This window comes from Cellulomonas sp. P24, from assembly GCF_024704385.1.
Classification (GTDB): domain Bacteria; phylum Actinomycetota; class Actinomycetes; order Actinomycetales; family Cellulomonadaceae; genus JAJDFX01.
Genome location: NZ_JAJDFX010000002.1, coordinates 414,693 through 432,943, shown reverse-complemented (window position 1 = coordinate 432,943; position 18,251 = coordinate 414,693). Strand labels below are relative to the sequence as shown.

15 protein-coding genes and 1 pseudogene are annotated in these 18,251 nt (G+C 72.4%); all 16 read left to right on the top strand.

Translation table 11 applies throughout. From position 1 onward, the window contains the following. The first annotated feature begins 317 nt into the window (after nt 1-317). The 16 genes and pseudogenes from mraZ (at nt 318) to LJB74_RS02055 (ending at nt 18,237) form a co-directional block, all read left to right on the top strand. Complete coding sequence (mraZ, locus tag LJB74_RS02130; RefSeq protein WP_259306981.1) at nt 318-794, top strand: division/cell wall cluster transcriptional repressor MraZ; 477 nt, start codon at nt 318-320, stop codon at nt 792-794. Nucleotides 795-976: 182 nt separating this feature from the next. Continuing rightward, complete coding sequence (gene rsmH / locus LJB74_RS02125; RefSeq protein WP_259306980.1) at nt 977-2,002, top strand: 16S rRNA (cytosine(1402)-N(4))-methyltransferase RsmH; 1,026 nt, start codon at nt 977-979, stop codon at nt 2,000-2,002. Continuing rightward, nucleotides 1,999-2,400, top strand: coding sequence for a hypothetical protein (locus tag LJB74_RS02120; protein ID WP_259306979.1), 402 nt, complete (start codon nt 1,999-2,001; stop codon nt 2,398-2,400). Before rsmH ends, LJB74_RS02120 begins: the two co-directional genes overlap by 4 nt. Before the next feature lie 290 nt (nt 2,401-2,690). Continuing rightward, on the top strand, nt 2,691-4,430 hold the full coding sequence (locus LJB74_RS02115) for a penicillin-binding protein 2 (protein ID WP_259306978.1): 1,740 nt from the start codon (nt 2,691-2,693) through the stop codon (nt 4,428-4,430). Between the two features lie 60 nt (nt 4,431-4,490). Continuing rightward, nucleotides 4,491-6,098 (top strand): UDP-N-acetylmuramoyl-L-alanyl-D-glutamate--2,6-diaminopimelate ligase, encoded by a 1,608-nt coding sequence (locus LJB74_RS02110; protein ID WP_259306977.1) that lies wholly within the window; start codon nt 4,491-4,493, stop codon nt 6,096-6,098. Further along, nucleotides 6,095-7,534 carry a UDP-N-acetylmuramoyl-tripeptide--D-alanyl-D-alanine ligase gene (gene murF / locus LJB74_RS02105; protein ID WP_259306976.1) on the top strand — a complete coding sequence of 480 codons (1,440 nt, stop codon included), beginning with the start codon at nt 6,095-6,097 and terminating at the stop codon, nt 7,532-7,534. The genes LJB74_RS02110 and murF overlap by 4 nt, the downstream gene beginning before the upstream one ends. Beyond that, complete coding sequence (gene mraY, locus LJB74_RS02100) at nt 7,531-8,613, top strand: phospho-N-acetylmuramoyl-pentapeptide-transferase (protein WP_259306975.1); 1,083 nt, start codon at nt 7,531-7,533, stop codon at nt 8,611-8,613. Before murF ends, mraY begins: the two co-directional genes overlap by 4 nt. 2 nt (nt 8,614-8,615) lie before the next feature. Further along, nucleotides 8,616-10,082 (top strand): UDP-N-acetylmuramoyl-L-alanine--D-glutamate ligase, encoded by a 1,467-nt coding sequence (gene murD, locus LJB74_RS02095; RefSeq protein ID WP_259306974.1) that lies wholly within the window; start codon nt 8,616-8,618, stop codon nt 10,080-10,082. Nucleotides 10,083-10,338: 256 nt separating this feature from the next. Continuing rightward, nucleotides 10,339-11,459: pseudogene (locus LJB74_RS20770) on the top strand (FtsW/RodA/SpoVE family cell cycle protein). A 37-nt stretch (nt 11,460-11,496) separates the two neighbouring features. Next, nucleotides 11,497-12,681 carry an undecaprenyldiphospho-muramoylpentapeptide beta-N-acetylglucosaminyltransferase gene (gene murG / locus LJB74_RS02085; RefSeq protein WP_259306973.1) on the top strand — a complete coding sequence of 395 codons (1,185 nt, stop codon included), beginning with the start codon at nt 11,497-11,499 and terminating at the stop codon, nt 12,679-12,681. After that, a complete protein-coding gene (gene murC / locus LJB74_RS02080; protein ID WP_259306972.1) occupies nt 12,678-14,183 on the top strand; it encodes a UDP-N-acetylmuramate--L-alanine ligase in 1,506 nt (501 codons plus the stop codon). Before murG ends, murC begins: the two co-directional genes overlap by 4 nt. A 122-nt stretch (nt 14,184-14,305) precedes the next feature. Continuing rightward, on the top strand, nt 14,306-15,172 hold the full coding sequence (locus LJB74_RS02075; RefSeq protein WP_259306971.1) for a cell division protein FtsQ/DivIB: 867 nt from the start codon (nt 14,306-14,308) through the stop codon (nt 15,170-15,172). Between the two features lie 163 nt (nt 15,173-15,335). Continuing rightward, a complete protein-coding gene (gene ftsZ, locus LJB74_RS02070) occupies nt 15,336-16,571 on the top strand; it encodes a cell division protein FtsZ (protein WP_259306970.1) in 1,236 nt (411 codons plus the stop codon). A 74-nt stretch (nt 16,572-16,645) separates the two neighbouring features. After that, nucleotides 16,646-17,371: a peptidoglycan editing factor PgeF gene (gene pgeF, locus LJB74_RS02065; protein WP_259306969.1), complete on the top strand. Its 726-nt coding sequence runs from the start codon at nt 16,646-16,648 to the stop codon at nt 17,369-17,371. A 92-nt stretch (nt 17,372-17,463) separates the two neighbouring features. Beyond that, nucleotides 17,464-17,943, top strand: a complete 480-nt coding sequence (locus tag LJB74_RS02060; protein WP_259306968.1) for a cell division protein SepF — start codon at nt 17,464-17,466, stop codon at nt 17,941-17,943. A gap of 3 nt (nt 17,944-17,946) precedes the next feature. Continuing rightward, nucleotides 17,947-18,237 (top strand): YggT family protein, encoded by a 291-nt coding sequence (locus LJB74_RS02055; protein ID WP_259306967.1) that lies wholly within the window; start codon nt 17,947-17,949, stop codon nt 18,235-18,237. The last annotated feature ends 14 nt before the right edge of the window (nt 18,238-18,251 follow it).

Genomic DNA, 18,251 nt, shown 5'->3' with positions numbered 1-18,251 from the left:
GGGGCACGGTGCCGTCGACCCCGAGCCCTCCACTTCGCTCCACGCCGGACTCCAGCGGTGCCCCGTCGCGGACGCCTGTCCGGTCCTGGCGCGTGGCGTCGGGGCGTCGGGATGGCATCGGTGCAGGTCAACGCCTGCCTGCCGAGGGAGAGGGGCGTCCGGCCCCTCGATCTCCTCCACTTCCCACCACCGCCGTTGACCTGCGAGTTCACCCGTTCGGACGCAGTGGAACGGCGCACATCTCGTTGACGGTGGAGGAATGTGGAGTACCGTGGAGCAACCGGGAGGGCCGGGGAGTCGTGGGGGGAGGTGCGCGGATGAGCATCGAGTCGTCCCTCGGCGCACTCGGCTCCGGCCTCCCCTTCATGGGGACGTACACGCCACGTCTCGACGACAAGGGCCGGCTGATCCTTCCGGCCAAGTTCCGTGCCCACCTGGCCCCTGGACTGGTCGTCACGCGTGGGCAGGAGCGCTGCCTGTTCCTCCTCCCGCTCGACGAGTTCCGCCGCATGCACGAGGAGATCCGGCAGGCGCCGGTGACCTCGAAGCAGGCGCGTGACTACCAGCGCGTGTTCCTGTCCGGTGCCAGTGACGAGCTGCCGGACAAGCAGGGCCGCATCTCCATCCCGGCTCCTCTGCGCGCGTATGCCGGCCTCGACCGCGACGTGGCCGTGATCGGCATGGGTGCCCGCGTCGAGCTCTGGGACCTCGCGTCCTGGGAGTCGTACCTGGCTGAGCAGGAAGAGGGCTACGCCACGACGGCCGAGGAGGTGGGGCGCCACATGGTCCCGTGACCTCCTCATCGCCCTCCGGTGAGGTCTCCTCCCGTCCGTTCTGACGCACTTCCCCGGCGTCAGAGGGCCGGTGGGGGACCTGGTCGGACGGCGGAGGGGCCGTCCGACCATCCATCACGGCACGCGACCTGCCTCGCGTCACGCACGATCCGCACCACCACGAGGCCCACGGAGGAGGACCGATGAGCGAGCAGCCAGACGAGGCGGCCGCCCGGCACACCCCCGTGATGCTCGCGCGCTGCGTCGAGCTCCTGGCGCCCGCACTGCAGCACCCCGGTGCGGTGATGGTGGACGCGACCCTCGGCATGGGTGGGCACACCGAGGCGGTCCTCGAGGCGTTCCCCGAGGTCACCGTGGTCGGCCTCGACCGCGACCCGGAGGCGCTCGAGCTCGCCGGGCGCCGACTGGCCAGGTTCGGCGAGCGGTTCACCGCCGTGCACGCGGTGTACGACGACATCCTCGGCGTCCTGGACCGTCTCGGCGTCCCGCACGTCGAGGGCGTCCTGATGGACCTCGGGGTCTCCTCGCTGCAGCTGGACGAGGTCGCGCGCGGCTTCTCGTACTCCCAGGACGCGCCCCTCGACATGCGCATGGACGCATCGCGCGGCGTGACGGCCGCCGACATCCTCAACACCTACGACGAGCGCGCGCTCACCCGGGTGCTGCGCGAGTACGGCGAGGAGCGGTTCGCCCAGCGCATCGCACGCAACGTCGTGGCGGCGCGTGAACGGCGTCCGCTCGAGCGGACGAGCGAGCTCGTCTCGATCCTGCAGGCGAGCATCCCGGCCGCGACACGCAAGACCGGTGGGCACCCGGCCAAGCGGACGTTCCAGGCGCTGCGGATCGAGGTCAACGGGGAGCTCGAGACCCTCGAACGCGCGCTGCCGGCCTCGATCGAGGCGCTCGCCGTCGGCGGGCGGATCGTCGTCGAGGCGTACCACTCCCTCGAGGACCGTCTCGTCAAGCGGGCGATCGCACTCGGCGCCGTCTCGAGCGCACCGGTCGACCTGCCGGTCGAGCCCGAGACGCACCGCCCCTTCCTCCGGGCGGTCACCCGCGGGGCCGAGGAGGCCGACGCCGCCGAGATCGCCCGCAACCCCCGGTCGCAGTCGGTGCGGCTCCGTGCCGCCGAACGACTCCGCCCGACCCCCGACCACCTCCGCCCGAACCGATCCACCAACACCCGTCGAAAGGGGGCGTCGTCGTGAGCGCACTGCCACAGTTCGCGCCGGCCCCGCGTCCGGCCCCGCAACGGGCGACACCCGCGCCGCGACCACGGCTGCGGGTCGTGCACGCACCCGCGCACGAGCGCACCCGGGTGCCGTTCGTCCTGCTCTGCATGTCCATCCTGGCGGCGGCGCTGCTCGGCGCTCTGCTGCTCAACACGAGCATGGCGCGTGGTGCCTACGAGGCCCACGACCTGACCCGGCAGCTGGCGTCCCTCGCACGTGACGAGCAGGGGCTCTCGACCGCGCTCGACGCGAAGGCGTCGCCGGCCGAGCTGGCCGCCGCGGCGCAGGCGCTCGGCATGGTCCCCGCACCGGGCCTCGCCTTCCTCCGGCTCTCGGACGGCGCGGTCCTCGGCACCCCGGCGGCGGCGCACTGATGGCGCACGACGACGAGGGACCGCGCGACCGGGTGCGGCGCACCCCTGCGCCGCGGCCCGGCAGCCAGGGGAGAGTGCCAGGACCGCGGGACGGCGTGCGCGGACAGGGGCGGCGACCGGCGTCCGACCGCGGCACGACGCACGGCTCGCCCGTCGGGCGCGGCACCGGTGCCGGTCGCTCGGCAGGTCGCACGCCCGGTCCCGCCGCCCGTGCTGCTCGTGCCGTCCAGTCGCCTCACGCGGCGAAGGTAGCGAGGGCAGCCCGGAACGCGGCCCGGCGTCGTGCGCGGGTGGGTGCTCCGGAGCGGCGACAGGCGATCCTGACAGTGATCACCTTGGCGGTGATGGCGGTCTTCGGTGGTCGTCTCGTGTACGTCCAGGCGATCAAGGGGCCGGCGATCGCCCAGGTCGCTCTGGACGACCGACTGACCACGACGACCCTCCCCGCCGACCGGGGTGAGATCACGGACGCCAACGGGGTGGCTCTCGCGGTGTCCGTCGAGCGGTACACGATCACCGCGGACCAGACGCTCATCGCCTCCTGGGACCCGACGTCCGCGACGACGCCGGACCAGCGCGGCCCGGCCGGCGCGGCAGCAGCCCTCGCGCCGCTGCTCGAGCTCGACCCTGCCGAGCTCGGGGCGAAGCTCGTCGGAGACCGTCGGTACGTGATCCTCAAGAAGGACGTCCTGCCCGAGGTCCGGAACGCCGTCATGGAGCTGGCGATCCCCGGCATCAACGCCGAGCGGACGACCGAGCGCGTCTACCCGGCCGGTGCGGTGGGCGGCAACGTCATCGGCTTCGTCGGTGCGGACGGCAAGGGGCAGGCAGGGATCGAGTACAGCCTCAACTCCGAGCTCTCCGGGACCGCCGGCTCGGAGACGTACGAGCGCGGGATGGGCTACGTCAAGATCCCGGGCGGCTACGACAAGACGACCCCGGCCAAGCCCGGCGCCTCGGTCCAGCTGACGATCCTGCGGGACCTGCAGTACAAGGCTCAGACGGCCGTCGACGCCATGGTCGCCAAGACCCAGGCGGACGGTGCGGCCGCTGTCGTGTACGACGTGACGAACGGCGACATCCTCGCGCTCGTGGACTCCGGTTCCGTGAACCCGAACGACCCTGGGGCGACCCCGGCGGCGCTGCGCGGCTCGCGCGCGGTGTCGAACGCGTTCGAGCCGGGGTCGACCGCCAAGGTGATCACGATGTCCGCCGCGCTCGAAGAGGGGATCGGGACGCCCACCAGCCAGTACGAGATCCCCGGGCAGCTCGACCTGGGTGCGGCGGGGACGGTCCACGACGCCGAGGTGCACGGTCTCGAGCGGCTCACGATGACGGGGATCCTTGCGAAGTCGTCGAACATCGGAGCGGTGATGATCGGCCGCCAGCTCCCGAAGCAGGTCCGGTACGACTACCTGAAGAAGTTCGGGTTCGGCACCGCGACCGGCGTCGGGCTCCCCGGTGAGACGGCGGGGATCCTGCACCCTGCGGACCAGTGGGACGGTCGGACCGAGTACAACGTCCTGTTCGGTCAGGGGGTCGCCGTCAACGCTGTCCAGGACACCGGGGTGTTCGCGACGATCGGCAACGGCGGGGTCCACGTCGCGCCGCACCTGGTCAAGGGGGTGACCGATGCCGACGGGACCTACCACCCGGTCGTCCCGACGGAGACCCGCGTCATCTCCCAGAAGACCGCGCACGAGGTCCTCACGATGCTGGAGAGCGTGGTCGACGCCGGCACCGGCACCGCGGCCCAGATCTCCGGGTACCTCGTGGCCGGCAAGACGGGGACGTCGCAGGGGGCCGACAAGTCGGGTGGGTTGACCAACATGACCGCGTCGTTCATCGGGATCGTCCCGGCCGACAAGCCGCGTCTCGCCGTGAGCGTGGTCGTGTTCCACCCGAGGACCTCGGAGTACGGCGGAACGGTCGCGGCTCCGGTGTTCTCCGAGATCGCGTCCTACGCCCTCCAGGAGCTCGGGATCGCCCCGAGCGGTGCGACCGCGACGCCGTACGCCTCCGAGTGGTGACAGGGCCCTGGCACCGGTCGGGACGGCTGTCGTGATCGGGCCAAATGGTAGGTTCGGCGCATGACTCCACCGCAGGTTCGGCTGCGTCCTGCGGCCCCCGCGGCGCACCGGCTGACGGCCCTGGCCGAGTCGCTCGGCCCGGTCGAGGTCGCCCTTTCCGCAGCGCACGGCTCGGCCGGCGGGGACGCCGGATGGCGCGCCGTCGAGGTGACCGGCGCGACCATGGACAGCGGGGACGTGCAGCCGGGCGACCTCTTCATCGCGGTGCCGGGTCTCCGTGCCCACGGGGCGACGTTCGCCGAGCAGGCGGTGTCGGCCGGAGCGGTGGCGGTGCTGACGGACCCGGCGGGGGCCCAGCTCCTCGCGGCGGGCCCGCTCGGACGGTCGGGGGTCCCCGTCCTCGTCACGGCGGACCCGCGCGCGGCCGCAGGGGCCGTGGCGGCGTCGGTGCACGACGAGCCGGGGACGCACCTGGTGACCGTCGGGATCACCGGCACGAACGGCAAGACCACGACGACCTACCTCGTTGATGCCGCACTGCGGGCGTCGCACCGGCAGACGGCGCTGCTCGGCACGATCGAGACCCGCCTCGCGGACCAGTCCACCCGGAGCCTGCGGACCACCGTGGAGGCCCCGGCGCTGCACGCGACGCTGGCGCGGGCACGTGAGCTGGGCGTGACGGCGGTGACGATGGAGGTGTCGTCCCACGCCCTCGCGCTCGGCCGGGTCAACGGGCTCGTGCTCGACGTCGCCGGCTTCACGAACCTCCAGCGCGACCACCTGGACTTCCACGGCAGCATGGAGGAGTACTTCCGGGCCAAGGCTCAGCTCTTCACGCCTCGCCGGGCACGTCGAGGCGTCGTCGTCGTCGATGACGACTGGGGACGCCGGCTCGCCGACGAGGCGACGATCGAGGTCGACACGCTGTCGACCCGCCCCGGCGACGACCAGGCCGACTGGTCGGTCACAGGCGCGACCACGTCGAGGGACGGCGTCGGGACCGACTTCGACCTCCGTGGCCCGGACGGCGCGATCCATCACGCGACGAGCCCGCTCCCGGGCTGGATCAACGTCTCCAACGCTGCGCTCGCCCTCGTCGTCGCCCACCGGGCCGGCGTCCCGCTCGCCGACGCGATCCGCGCGGTCGCGGCAGCGCCGGGGGTGCCCGGGCGGATGGAGCGGGTCCTCGAACGTGGCGGTGGCCGTCCGCTCGCGCTCGTCGACTACGCGCACACCCCGGACGCCCTGGCGCTGGCGTTGGACGCGGTCCGGCCGGTGACCCCGGGTCGGGTGATCGTGGTGCTCGGCGCCGGCGGTGACCGGGACCGTGGGAAGCGGACCCTCATGGGTCAGGCCGCCGGGCTCCACGCCGAGGTCGTGATCGTCACGGACGACAACCCGAGGTCCGAGGACCCGGCGGCGATCAGGGCCGAGATCCTTCAAGGTGCACGGGAGCAGGGCTCCCGCGCGTCACGGGTCGACGACATCGCCGACCGGAGCGAAGCGATCCGCCTCGCTCTGCGCATCGCACAGGAGGACGACACGATCGTGGTGGCCGGCAAGGGGCACGAGCTGACTCAGGAGATCGGTGGTGTCACGTACGCCTTCTCCGACCAGGAGACGTTGCGCGCCGCCGTCGCCTCCACCACACCTGGTCACCTCGCGTGATCGCGCTCACGGCCGCTGAGGTGGCGGCTCTCGTCGGCGGCGTGCTCTCCGGTCCGATCGGGCCGGGAGAGCTCGTCGACGGCCCGGTCGTGGTCGACTCGCGGCTCGTCGCGCCCGGTGCGGTCTTCGCGGCGCTCCAGGGAGAGCACCTCGATGGCCACGACTACGCCGAGGCGGCTGTGGCCGCCGGTGCTCGGCTCGTCCTCACCGATCGTCCGTTGAACGGCGTCGCGGGCGCCCTGCCGTGCGTCGTCGTCGCTGACGTCGATGCCGCGCTGGGCGCGTTGGCGCACGGCGTCCTCGAACGACTGAGGGGTGCGAACGCATCGGACGACGGGGTCCCCGCTCCCGTCGTCGTGGGCGTGACGGGCTCGGTCGGGAAGACGACGACGAAGGACCTCCTGTCCCAGCTCCTCGCAGGTCATGCGGCCACCGTCGCCGCGGCGGGGTCGTTCAACAACACGATCGGGCTCCCGCTGACGGTGCTGCGTGCCGACGCAGCCACCCGGTACCTCGTGCTCGAGATGGGGGCCAGCGGAGTGGGGCACATCGCCGAGCTCACGCGGATCGCGCGTCCCGACGTCTCGGTGGTCCTCGCGGTCGGGCACGCCCACCTGGCCGGGTTCGGCGGGATCGACGCCGTCGCACGCACCAAGGCCGAGATCGTGCGCGCACTCACGCCGACCGGGGTGGCGGTCCTCAACGCCGACGACCCGCGTGTGGCCGAGATGGCCTCGTTCGCTCCCGGCCGGGTGGTCACGTTCGGCACGAACGCGGCGGCCGACGTACGGGCGCGCGACGTGGCGATCGACCGCGCCGGTCGCGCCTCCTTCACGCTGGTCACGGGATCCGGCACCGCGCCGGTCACCCTGCGGCTCGTGGGGGACCACCACGTCTCGAACGCGCTCGCCGCCGCGGCGGTCGCCCTCGAGCTCGGCGTGACGCTCCCGGAGGTCGCGACGCGGCTGAGCGCGGCCGAGGCGCTCAGCGCGCACCGCATGCACGTGGTCGACCGGGAGGACGGGGTCACGATCGTCGACGACTCGTACAACGCGAACCCGGACTCGATGCGTGCCGCCCTCAAGGCACTCGCGACGATCGCCGGCCGTGACCGCCGGAGCGTCGCCGTCCTGGGCGAGATGCTCGAGCTCGGGGCGGAGTCCCGCACCGAGCACGATGCGATCGGGCGCCTGATCGTCCGTCTGAACATCGCTCTCACCGTGGTGGTCGGACCGGGCGCGGGGCCGATCGGGGACGGCGCGAACCACGAAGGGTCGTGGGGCGACGAGATCCTTCGCGTCGACGATGTCGAGAACGCCCGTCTCCTGCTGCGCGAGGTGCTGCGACCCGGGGACGTGGTCCTGGTGAAGTCGTCCCACGGCGCCGGGCTCTGGCGACTCGCGGACGAGCTCATCGAGGCGGGCGGTCACGCGTGAAGGCCGTGCTGCTGGCCGGGGCCATCTCCCTCGTCGTGTCGCTCCTCGGCACCCCGGTGTTCATCCGGTTCCTGGTGCACCGGCAGTACGGGCAGTTCATCCGCCAGGACGGTCCGACCGGGCACTTCACCAAGCGCGGCACGCCGACGATGGGCGGGGTCGTCATCATCCTCGCCACCCTGATCGGGTGGAGCGCGGCGGTCGCCGCCACCGGCCAGCTGCCGAACGTCTCGGCCGTCCTCGTGCTGTTCCTCATGACCGGGCTCGGTGTCGTGGGGTTCCTCGACGACTTCGTCAAGATCTCCCGGCAGCGGAGCCTCGGGCTGCGTGCCCGGTGGAAGATCGCCGGTCAGGGACTCGTCGGCGTGATCTTCGCGGTGCTCGCCCTCCAGTTCCCCAACCGCAACTTCCGCACGCCGGCGTCGACCAGGATCTCGTTCATCCGCGACACCGGCCTCGATCTCCGGTTCGCCGGTGCGACGATCGGGCTGATCCTCTTCGTGCTGTGGGCGAACTTCCTCATCACGGCGTGGTCCAACGCGGTGAACCTGACCGACGGCCTGGACGGGCTGGCGACCGGGGCCTCACTGCTCGTCTTCGGCTCGTACGTCATCATCGGGATCTGGCAGTTCAACCAGCGCTGCCAGTCGGTGCTCACGGCCGGTCCCAGCTGCTACGAGGTGCGTGACCCGATTGGGCTCGCCGTGGTCGCGGCGGCGATCACGGGCGCGTGCTTCGGGTTCCTGTGGTGGAACGCCTCTCCGGCGAAGATCTTCATGGGGGACACCGGTGCTCTCGCCCTCGGCGGCGCCCTCGCGGGGCTGTCGATCCTCTCGCGGACCGAGATCCTCGCGGCGATCATCGGTGGGCTCTTCGTCATCGTCGTGCTCTCGGACGTGATCCAGATCGGGTTCTTCAAGCTGACCCGACGCCGGGTCTTCAAGATGGCGCCCCTCCATCACCACTTCGAGCTCTCGGGGTGGGGTGAGGTGACGATCGTCATCCGGTTCTGGATCATCGCGGGACTGTTCGTCGCCCTGGGCGTCGGGATCTTCTACGCCGAGTGGGTGGCCAGCTGATCGTGGGCACACCCAGCGAGACCCGACTGCTCGGCCGACCCGTCGGCGGACTGACGGTGGTGGTCGCCGGCCTCGGCGTGTCCGGTCGCGCCGCTCGGACGGTGCTCGCGGAGCGGGGTGCGCGCGTGGTGACCGTCGACGCGTCGGACCCGGAGGCGGATCACGTCGATGCTGCGGCGCTCGATGCGGCAGGAGGCCTCGACGGTGCCGACCTGGTGGTCGTGTCACCGGGTTGGCGGCCGACCGACGCCCTGCTGGTGCAGGCGCTGAGCCGGGGCGTACCGGTCTGGAGCGAGGTCGAGCTCGCGTGGCAGCTGCGCGTCCCACGGACGTCCGTCGACGGCACCGACCGCGGCCCGGCCCCCTGGTTGGCGGTGACCGGGACGAACGGCAAGACGACGACCGTCGGCATGCTCGAGCAGATCCTGCTGGCGGCGGGGGAGCGTGCGCTCGCCGTCGGGAACGTCGGCACCCCGGTGGTGCTCGCCGCGACCGATCCGGAGCTCGACGTGCTGGCCGTCGAGCTCTCGAGCTTCCAGCTCCACTTCACGCACACCATGGCAGCCGAGGCCGCCGCCGTCCTCAACGTCGCGGACGACCATCTCGACTGGCACGGGTCGCGGGTGGCGTACGAGGACGCCAAGGGTCGGGTGTTCGCGAACGTCGTGCGAGCGTGCGTGTACAACGCGGCGGACCGGACGACCGAACGCCTCGTCCGCGAGGCCGACGTGGCCGACGGCGCGCTGGCGGTCGGGTTCACCCTCGGGGCGCCGGCGCTCGGGCATGTGGGGGTCGTGGACGGGGTGCTCGTGGACCGGGGGTTCGCGGCACGCCGGCATACCCACGGCGTCGAGCTGGCCACTGTCGCCGACCTCGCCCAGCTCGCGGGACCGGACGGCCACGTCCCCGCCCACGTGGTGAGCAACGCGTTGGCCGCCGCCGCACTGTCTCTCGCCCACGGGGTGCCTCCGACCGCGGTCTCGGCCGGGCTCCGCGCCTACGCGCCGGGTGCCCACCGGATCCAGACGGTCGCTCGTGTCGCCGACGTCGCCTACGTCGACGACTCGAAGGCGACCAACGCGCACGCCGCCGCCGCCTCTCTCGCCGGCTTCGCACCGGGCACGGTCGTGTGGATCGCCGGAGGTCTGGCGAAGGGCGCGACGTTCGACGACCTCGTGCTCGCCGTTCGCGACCGCCTGCGTGCGGTGGTCCTGATCGGGGTCGACCAGGCGCCGTTGCGCGACGCGCTCGAGCGACACGCGCCCGAGGTTCCCGTGGTCGCCACCGATCCCGGTGACACTGGGACGGTGATGACTCGCGCGGTCCGTCGGGCTGAACAGCTGGCGCAGCCCGGTGACACCGTGCTCCTGGCGCCGGCCTGCGCGTCGATGGACCAGTTCCGCTCGTATGCCGAGCGAGGCGAGAGCTTCGCCGCGGCGGCGCGTGACCTGACGACGCCCGGGAGCTGACGTGTCGCGCCCGACGGCCCAGGGGGCTCGCGCGACCGGGACGCCGCCGACCGGGACGTCCACGGTCGCCACGGGCCGTGCACTGCCGACGCCGCGTGCCGGTCGGGGCGCGCGCGCCGCGACCCCGCCGACGGTGACGCTCGACGCCCCGGTGCCGCGCGAACGGGGGCGTCTGCTCGGACAGTGGAACAGCGCCGTGACGAGCTACTACGTGATCACGGGCGCGACGACGCTGCTCCTGGTCATCGGTCTGGTGATGGTCCTCTCGAGCTCGAGCGTCGACGCGATCTCGGCGGACAAGTCCCCGTACGCAGACTTCTTGGTCCAGGCGCAGTTCGCGCTGATCGGGCTCCCGCTGCTCCTCGTCGCGTCGCGGCTGCCGATCAAGTTCTTCGAGGGGATCGCGTGGGTGGCCCTGGGCGGGTCGGCGGCGCTCCAGCTCGCCGTCTTCATCCCCGGGATCGGTCTCTCCGTGCTCGGCAACGAGAACTGGATCCACATCGGCAGCTTCACGGCGCAGCCGTCGGAGCTCGTGAAGCTGGCCCTGGCGGTCTGGCTCGGTGCGGTGCTCGCCCGGAAACGACCGCTCCTGCACGAGTGGAAGCATGCGCTCGTGCCGGTGGTGCCGGTCTCCGGGCTCATGATCGGGCTCGTGCTGATCGGTCACGACCTCGGGACAGCCCTGATCCTCTTCCTGCTCGTCGCCGGTGCGATGTTCGTCGCGGGGGTCCCGTTGCGGATGTTCGCCGTCGCCGGCGGTCTCGCGGTCGTCGTGGTGGGCGCCCTGACGGTGTTCAGCGCGAACCGGACCTCGCGCATCTCGTCCTGGTTGAGCAGCAGCTGCGACGACCAGGGCGCGTGCTACCAGACGAAGCACGGGATCTGGGGGCTTGCGACCGGCGGGATCGGGGGACTCGGCTTGGGGGAAGCCGTGAGAAGTGGGGCTACCTACCCGAACGCCACAACGACTTCATCTTCGCGATCCTCGGTGAGGAGCTCGGCCTGATCGGCACGCTCCTGGTCCTGCTGCTGTTCGCGCTGCTCGGACTGGCGATGGCCCGGATCATCCGTCGGCACCCCGACCCGTTCGTCAAGATCACGACGGGCGCCATCATGAGCTGGGTGATCGGACAGGCGTTGCTGAACATCGCCGTCGTCATCGGCCTGGCCCCGGTGATCGGCCTCCCGCTCCCGCTGGTGTCCTCGGGTGGTTCGGCGCTGATCACGACGATGGCCGCCCTCGGGGTCGTGATCGCCTTCGCGCGTGACGAGCCGGGCGCGGGGGAGGCGCTCGCGGCGCGCTCGGGGGTCGTGCGGCGCTCTCTCGGAGTGCTCAGCGCAGCCCGGCGCGCGAGCGTGCGGACCGGTCGCCGATGAACGCGCCGAGCGACGCGAGTCTCGACGGGCCGACCCGATGACCGGGGCGTCCGCTGCGCCGGGTTCCACGCCAGACGGTCGGACCGCCCGGTCGGTGCTCCTGGCCGGCGGTGGCACCGCCGGCCACGTCAACCCGCTCCTGGCCGTCGCGGACGAGCTGCGTCGCCGGGACCCGGAGATGGTCCTGACCGTTCTCGGGACCGAGCGGGGGCTCGAGTCGACACTGGTCCCGGCTCGCGGGTTCCCGCTCGCACTGGTCCCGAGGGTCCCGATGCCGCGACGTCCGACCCTCGACTGGTTCCGGCTGCCTGGGCGGCTGGCGGCGGCGGTGCGAGCTGCGGGTGCCGCGATCGACCGGAGCGGCGCCCAGGTGGTGGTCGGCTTCGGTGGCTACGTCTCGACACCGGCGTATCTCGCGGCGCGGCGTCGCGGCGTGCCGGTCGTGATCCACGAGGCGAACGCGCGTCCGGGTCTGGCGAACAGGCTGGGCGCTCGCTGGGCGCGATCGGTCACCGTCACGTTCCCCGGCACGCCGTTGCCCCGCGCGCAGGTCGTCGGGATGCCGCTCCGGGCCGACGTCGTCGCCGTGGTCGAGGCGATGGCCGATCGTGAGCGTGCACGGGCGGAGGCGGCCGCTGCCCTGGCCCTCGATCCTGCGCGGGTGACCCTGCTGGTCACCGGCGGTTCGCTGGGCGCGCAGCGGCTCAACCGGGTGATGGCGGCGTTCGGGCCGGACGTGCTGGCGGCCGGTGCCCAGGTGCTTCATCTCACCGGCCGTGGCAAGGCCGACGAGGTCCTGGCCGATCTCGGTGCCGGGGCGGTCGGGCGCGAGGCGCTCGAGTCCGGCCGCTACGTGGTGCGCGAGTACCTCGTGGAGATGGAGCACGCGTACGCCCTGGCCGATCTCGTGGTGTGTCGTGCAGGTGCCGCCACCGTGAGCGAGCTTGCCGCCCTCGGTCTCCCTGCGGTCTACGTCCCGCTGCCGATCGGCAACGGCGAGCAGCGGTTCAACGCGGTGCCGGTCGTCGACGCAGGAGGAGGGATCCTGGTGGCCGACGCCGACCTCGGCATCGAGTGGCTGCGCGAGAACGTGCTGCCCCTGCTCGCGGGCGCGGTGGCCGGCGACGGGCGGCTGCGTGACATGGGGGTCGCGGCGGCCCGGGTCGGCGTGCGCGACGGTGCCGCCCGGGTGGCCGACATCGTCGAGGAGGCGCTCCGATGACGGCGATCGACCCGAGCGGTGCGAGCCGGGTGGAGGACTGGGGCCGCGTCCACCTGATCGGTGTCGGTGGCGCGGGGATGTCGGCGATCGCTGCTCTTCTCGCCGCACGTGGCTTGACGGTCAGCGGATCCGACGCGCGCGACTCGGCGACGCTCGCCGCGGTCCGTGCGTCCGGGGTGCGGACGTGGGTGGGCCACGAGGCAGCGCACGTCGACGACGCGGATGTGGTGGTGGTCTCCACCGCGGTGCGCTCCTCGAACCCCGAGCTCGTCCGGGCCCGTGAGCTCGGCCGACGCGTCGTGCACCGGTCGGAGGCGCTCGCGGCGCTCATGGCGGGTCGTACGGCTGTCGCCGTGGCCGGCGCGCACGGCAAGACGACGACGTCGGCGATGACGGCGGTGATCCTCTCCGACGTGGGGCTCGATCCCTCGTACGCGATCGGCGGCACGGTGCTCGGCGTCGGCGGCGCAGCCGTGTCGCTCCCGGTCCGGGGTGCGCGGAACGGGAGCGGGCGGGTGTTCGTCGCCGAGGCGGACGAGTCCGACGGGTCGTTCCTCGCGTACTCGCCGACGATCGCGGTGGTGACGAACGTCGAGGCGGACCATCTCGACCACTACGGGTCGCTGGCTGCCTTCGAGGCCGTGTTCGTCGAGTTCACCGAACGGATCGTCGACGGGGGGTGGCTGGTCGCGTGCTCCGACGACGCCGGCGCATGCCGGCTCGTCGGGACGGCGCACGCCGCCCTGGCCGCTCGTGGTGTGCAGGTGGTGACGTACGGGACCGCGGACGCTCCTGCCGGCTCGGACGCCCATGTGACGATCGCGGACTACGTCGCGGACGGGGACGGCGGCCGTGCGGTCGTCCGGGCGACCTCGGGCCGGGGTCCGCTGCGGATGACGGGTCCCGTCTCGCTCGAGCTCGCCGTTCCCGGTGCCCACAACGTGGCGAACGCCACGGCGGCGTGGATCGTGGCGACGCTGCTCGGGGTCGACCCGGTGCAGGCCGCCGCGGGCGCTGCCGCGTTCCGCGGGACCGGACGTCGCTTCGAGGACCGGGGGACGGTGGCCGGGGTCCGGGTGGTCGACGACTACGCGCACCACCCGACCGAGGTGGCCGCGCTGCTCCGCGCAGCGCGAACCGTTGCCGGTGCCGGGCGCGTGCTGGTGCTCTTCCAGCCGCACCTCTACTCCCGGACGCGGGTGTTCGCGAGGGAGTTCGCCGAGGCGCTCGCGCTCGCCGACGTCGTCGTCGTGACCGGGATCTACGGTGCGCGGGAGGATCCCGAACCTGGTGTCACGGGCGCGCTGATCGTCGACGCCATGACTCGTCCCGGCGCGTACGTGGCCGATCGGGGCGAGGCGGCGTCCCGCCTCGCCGCGGAGGCGCGCTCCGGCGACCTGGTCCTGACCGTCGGTGCGGGGGACGTCACCGACCTCGGGCCCGTGGTGCTGGACGAGCTCGCGCGCCGGCACGGCGGTCGGCCGGGTGGGGGTCCGGCGTGACCCCGCCGTCGAGACCGGGTCAGCCATCGCGCCCGGCTCGTCCGCGGCGCCCGGCGGGCGGGGGCGCGCGTGGTGCGTCGTCGGCGTCGCGCGAGGGTGCCACGTCGTCGCGAGCGTTGCCGGTGGCCGAGCCGTCGGCTCCGGCGCGTCCGGCGCGTCCGACGCCCGAGTCCGCGCCCGCCGTCGCCGTGACGACGTACGCCGCTCGGCGCCGGGCACCGGGGCTGCCGGTGCGGCCGGCGGTGGTCTCGTCCCGGTCGGCGGAGCGCTTCGCGGAGAGGGTGAGCGCGCGGCGAGCCGTGACCCGTCGGCACGTCTACCTCGGGGTGGCGGTCACGGTGGTCGCCGGTCTGCTGTCGTGGCTGCTGCTGCTGTCGCCCGTCCTGGCACTCGAGCCCGATCGGGTCGTCGTCAAGGACCCCGGGACCGTCGTGACCGTCGCGGACGTGCTCGCTGTCGTCGATGCGCGGGCCGGGACGCCGCTCCCGCGGCTTGACACGGTTGCGCTCCGGGACGCGATCCTCGAGGTCCCGGGGGTGCGGTCGGCGAAGGTCATGCGCGACTGGCCGCACGGGCTGACGATCACGCTCGTCTCCCGTGAACCGGTCGCGGCGATCCCCGACCCGTCCGGAGGCTACGTGCTGCGGGACGCGGACGGCGTGCAGGTCGGCCGGGCCGACACCCCGCCGACCGGGCTCCCGGTGGTGACGATCCCTGCGACGGCGACCGACACGAAGCGCACGCTCGCGGCGGTCCTGGGGGTGCTCGATGCACTCCCGCCGGACCTGAGCGCGCAGGTGGCGTCCGTCGAGGCGTCGAGCCAGGACACCGTCGGGATGGATCTGCGGGACGGTGCGCACGTGGTGTGGGGGAGCGCCGATCAGACGGCGCTCAAGATCGCGGTGCTGAAGGCGTTGCGTGCGGCGCCGACCAGTGCCCACGCCAAGGTCTACGACCTGTCGGCGCCGACCCTGCCGATCACACGGTGAGTGCGCGCAACGTGGCGACCGACACGCGCCCGTCGGTCGTTGATCGGAGCCCGTCGGCCACCTAGCGTCACTGGTGGCACAGTCTGACATAACTATAACCCTCAGCCTGAGGGTGAAGGTTGACGCACCGCACGACACGCAAGCAGAACGAGAGGCACCCATCGTGGCAGCTCCCCAGAACTACCTGGCGGTCATCAAGGTCGTCGGCATCGGTGGTGGTGGCGTCAATGCCGTGAACCGGATGATCGAGGTCGGCCTCAAGGGTGTCGAGTTCATCGCCATCAACACCGACGCCCAGGCACTGCTGATGTCGGATGCCGACGTCAAGCTCGACGTCGGTCGCGAGCTGACCCGAGGCCTCGGCGCCGGGGCGGATCCGGAGGTCGGGAAGAAGGCGGCCGAGGATCACGCCGAGGAGATCGAGGACGTGCTCCGCGGCGCGGACATGGTCTTCGTGACCGCAGGCGAGGGCGGCGGGACCGGGACGGGTGGCGCGCCGGTGGTGGCTCGGATCGCTCGCTCGCTCGGGGCCCTGACGATCGGTGTCGTCACCCGTCCGTTCACGTTCGAGGGGCGCCGTCGCTCGGTGCAGGCCGACTCGGGGATCGACGGGCTCCGGGCCGAGGTCGACACGCTCATCGTGATCCCCAACGACCGCCTGCTCTCGATCAGCGATCGGTCGGTGTCGGTGCTCGACGCGTTCCGTTCGGCCGACCAGGTGCTGCTCTCCGGTGTGCAGGGCATCACCGACCTGATCACGACCCCTGGTCTGATCAACCTCGACTTCGCCGACGTCAAGTCGGTCATGCAGGGCGCCGGGAGTGCGCTGATGGGGATCGGGTCCGCCCGCGGCGAGGACCGCGCGGTCCAGGCAGCCGAGCTCGCGATCTCGTCGCCGCTCCTCGAGGCGAGCATCGACGGCGCGCACGGTGTGCTGCTGTCGATCCAGGGCGGCTCGGACCTCGGTCTCTTCGAGATCAACGAAGCAGCCCGGCTCGTCCAGGAGGCTGCGCACGCCGAGGCCAACATCATCTTCGGCGCCGTGATCGACGACGCCCTGGGCGACGAGGTCCGGGTCACGGTGATCGCCGCCGGCTTCGACAGCGGCTCGCCCACCGTGCGTCGGGACGCGCGCGCCCTCGGTCAGGTCACGGGCGGGGCGCTCCCCACCCCCGGCCCGGCTCCTCGGCGTCGCACGCGATACCGGCCGTCGTCCCGGTGGCTCCCGACACCGAGGCCCCGTACGTGCCGGCACAGGTCCCGGGCGAGGAGATCCCCGCGTTCCTCTCGCCTGACCCGGAGGCGGTCACCGCCACCGGTCAGCTCGAGATGCCACGCACCTTCGAGGAGGAGCCGAGTCGTCGGGGCCGCGACGACCTCGACGTCCCCGACTTCCTGAAGTAGGCGATCACCGCGGAACGCGACCTGACGGTCACGTCCGTCGAGCTCCTCGAGGTCGATCTCGGCCCCGGCGTGACCGGTGCTTTCACGACACGCGGCGGCGGCGTCAGCACCGGGCCGTGGGCCGGTCTCGACCTTGCGACCCACGTCGGTGACGACACGGCCGCGGTCGCACGGAACCGGCAGCTTCTCGAGAGCAGGATCGGCGCGCCGATCGCCTGGGCGGACCAGGTGCACGGAGCCGAGGCGCACGTGGTCACGGGTCCGCCGGGCGACCCGCTGCGACCCGTCGCGCGGGCCGATGCCCTCGTGACGGGTTCGGCGGAGGTCGCGGTGGGCGTGCTCGTCGCGGACTGCGTCCCGGTTCTGCTCGCCGACCCCGTCGCGCGGGTCGTGTCCGCGCTCCATGCGGGCCGTCGTGGGCTCGTCTCGGGGGTCGTCCAGAACGCCGTCGCTGCGATGCGGGACCTCGGGGCGGACCCGGGTCGTCTGCGGGCGGCGATCGGCCCGTGCGTGTGCGGGGCGTGCTACGAGGTACCGGCGGACATGCGCGACGACGTCGCGAGCACTGTGCCGGCGGCGCACGCCGAGACGTCGTGGGGGACCCCGTCCCTCGACCTGCCCGCCGGCGTCGCGGCCGTCCTCGACGCCTGCGGGGTCCGTGACGTGCAACGGGTCGAGCGGTGCACCATGAGCGACGCACAGTTCTTCTCGCACCGGCTGTCCACGCGCCGCGGGGAACCGACCGGGCGCTTCGCAGGTGTCATCCGTCTGACGGGCGTGTCGCCGCGGTCGTGACCTGGTCCGTTGCTAGCGTGGCGACTGACGCGACGGACCCCGCACGAGCGAGGCACGAGCAGCAGGACAGATGGACAGATGGGGAGAGGGCAATGGCCGGAGCGCTGCGCAAGACGATGCTGTACCTCGGCCTTGCCGACGACCACGGCGAGCAGCTGGACGAGGACTACGTCGACGAGTACGAGGACATCGAGGACTCCATGTCGCACGACTTCGACGCTCAGGTCACACCGATCAGCCGTGCGGTCGGCGTTCGGGCGGCAGCGCCTGCCCCGGCCGCCGGTGATCTTCGCCGCATCACCACGATCCACCCGCGCTCGTACAACGACGCGCGCAAGATCGGGGAGGCGTTCCGCGAGGGCACGCCGGTCATCATGAACCTCTCCGACATGGACGACGCCGACGCGAAGCGTCTCGTGGACTTCTCTGCGGGCCTGATCTTCGGCCTGCACGGGGCGATCGAGCGGGTGACGAACAGGGTGTTCCTGCTCTCCCCGGTGCACGTCGAGGTCACGGGTGACGACCGTCCGGCGAACGCCGAGTCCCGCGCCGCGTTCTACAACCAGAGCTGACAGGTGAGGCTCGTCGCGGGTGCGTTGTCGCTCGTCGTCACGCTGTTCATCGTCGCCCTGCTCGCACGGATGGTGGTCGACTGGGTGCAGTTCTTCGCCCGGGACTGGCGACCGCGGGGCGCGGTCCTCGTCCTGACCGAGACCGTGTACACGGTCACGGACCCGCCGCTGCGTGCCCTGCGTCGACTCCTGCCGCCGCTCACGCTCGGCAACATGCGCCTCGACCTGGCATTCACCGTCCTGCTGCTCCTGTGCTGGTTCCTGCTGCTCGTGCTGAGCATCCTCGGGAGCTGAGCGGCTGGACTGCG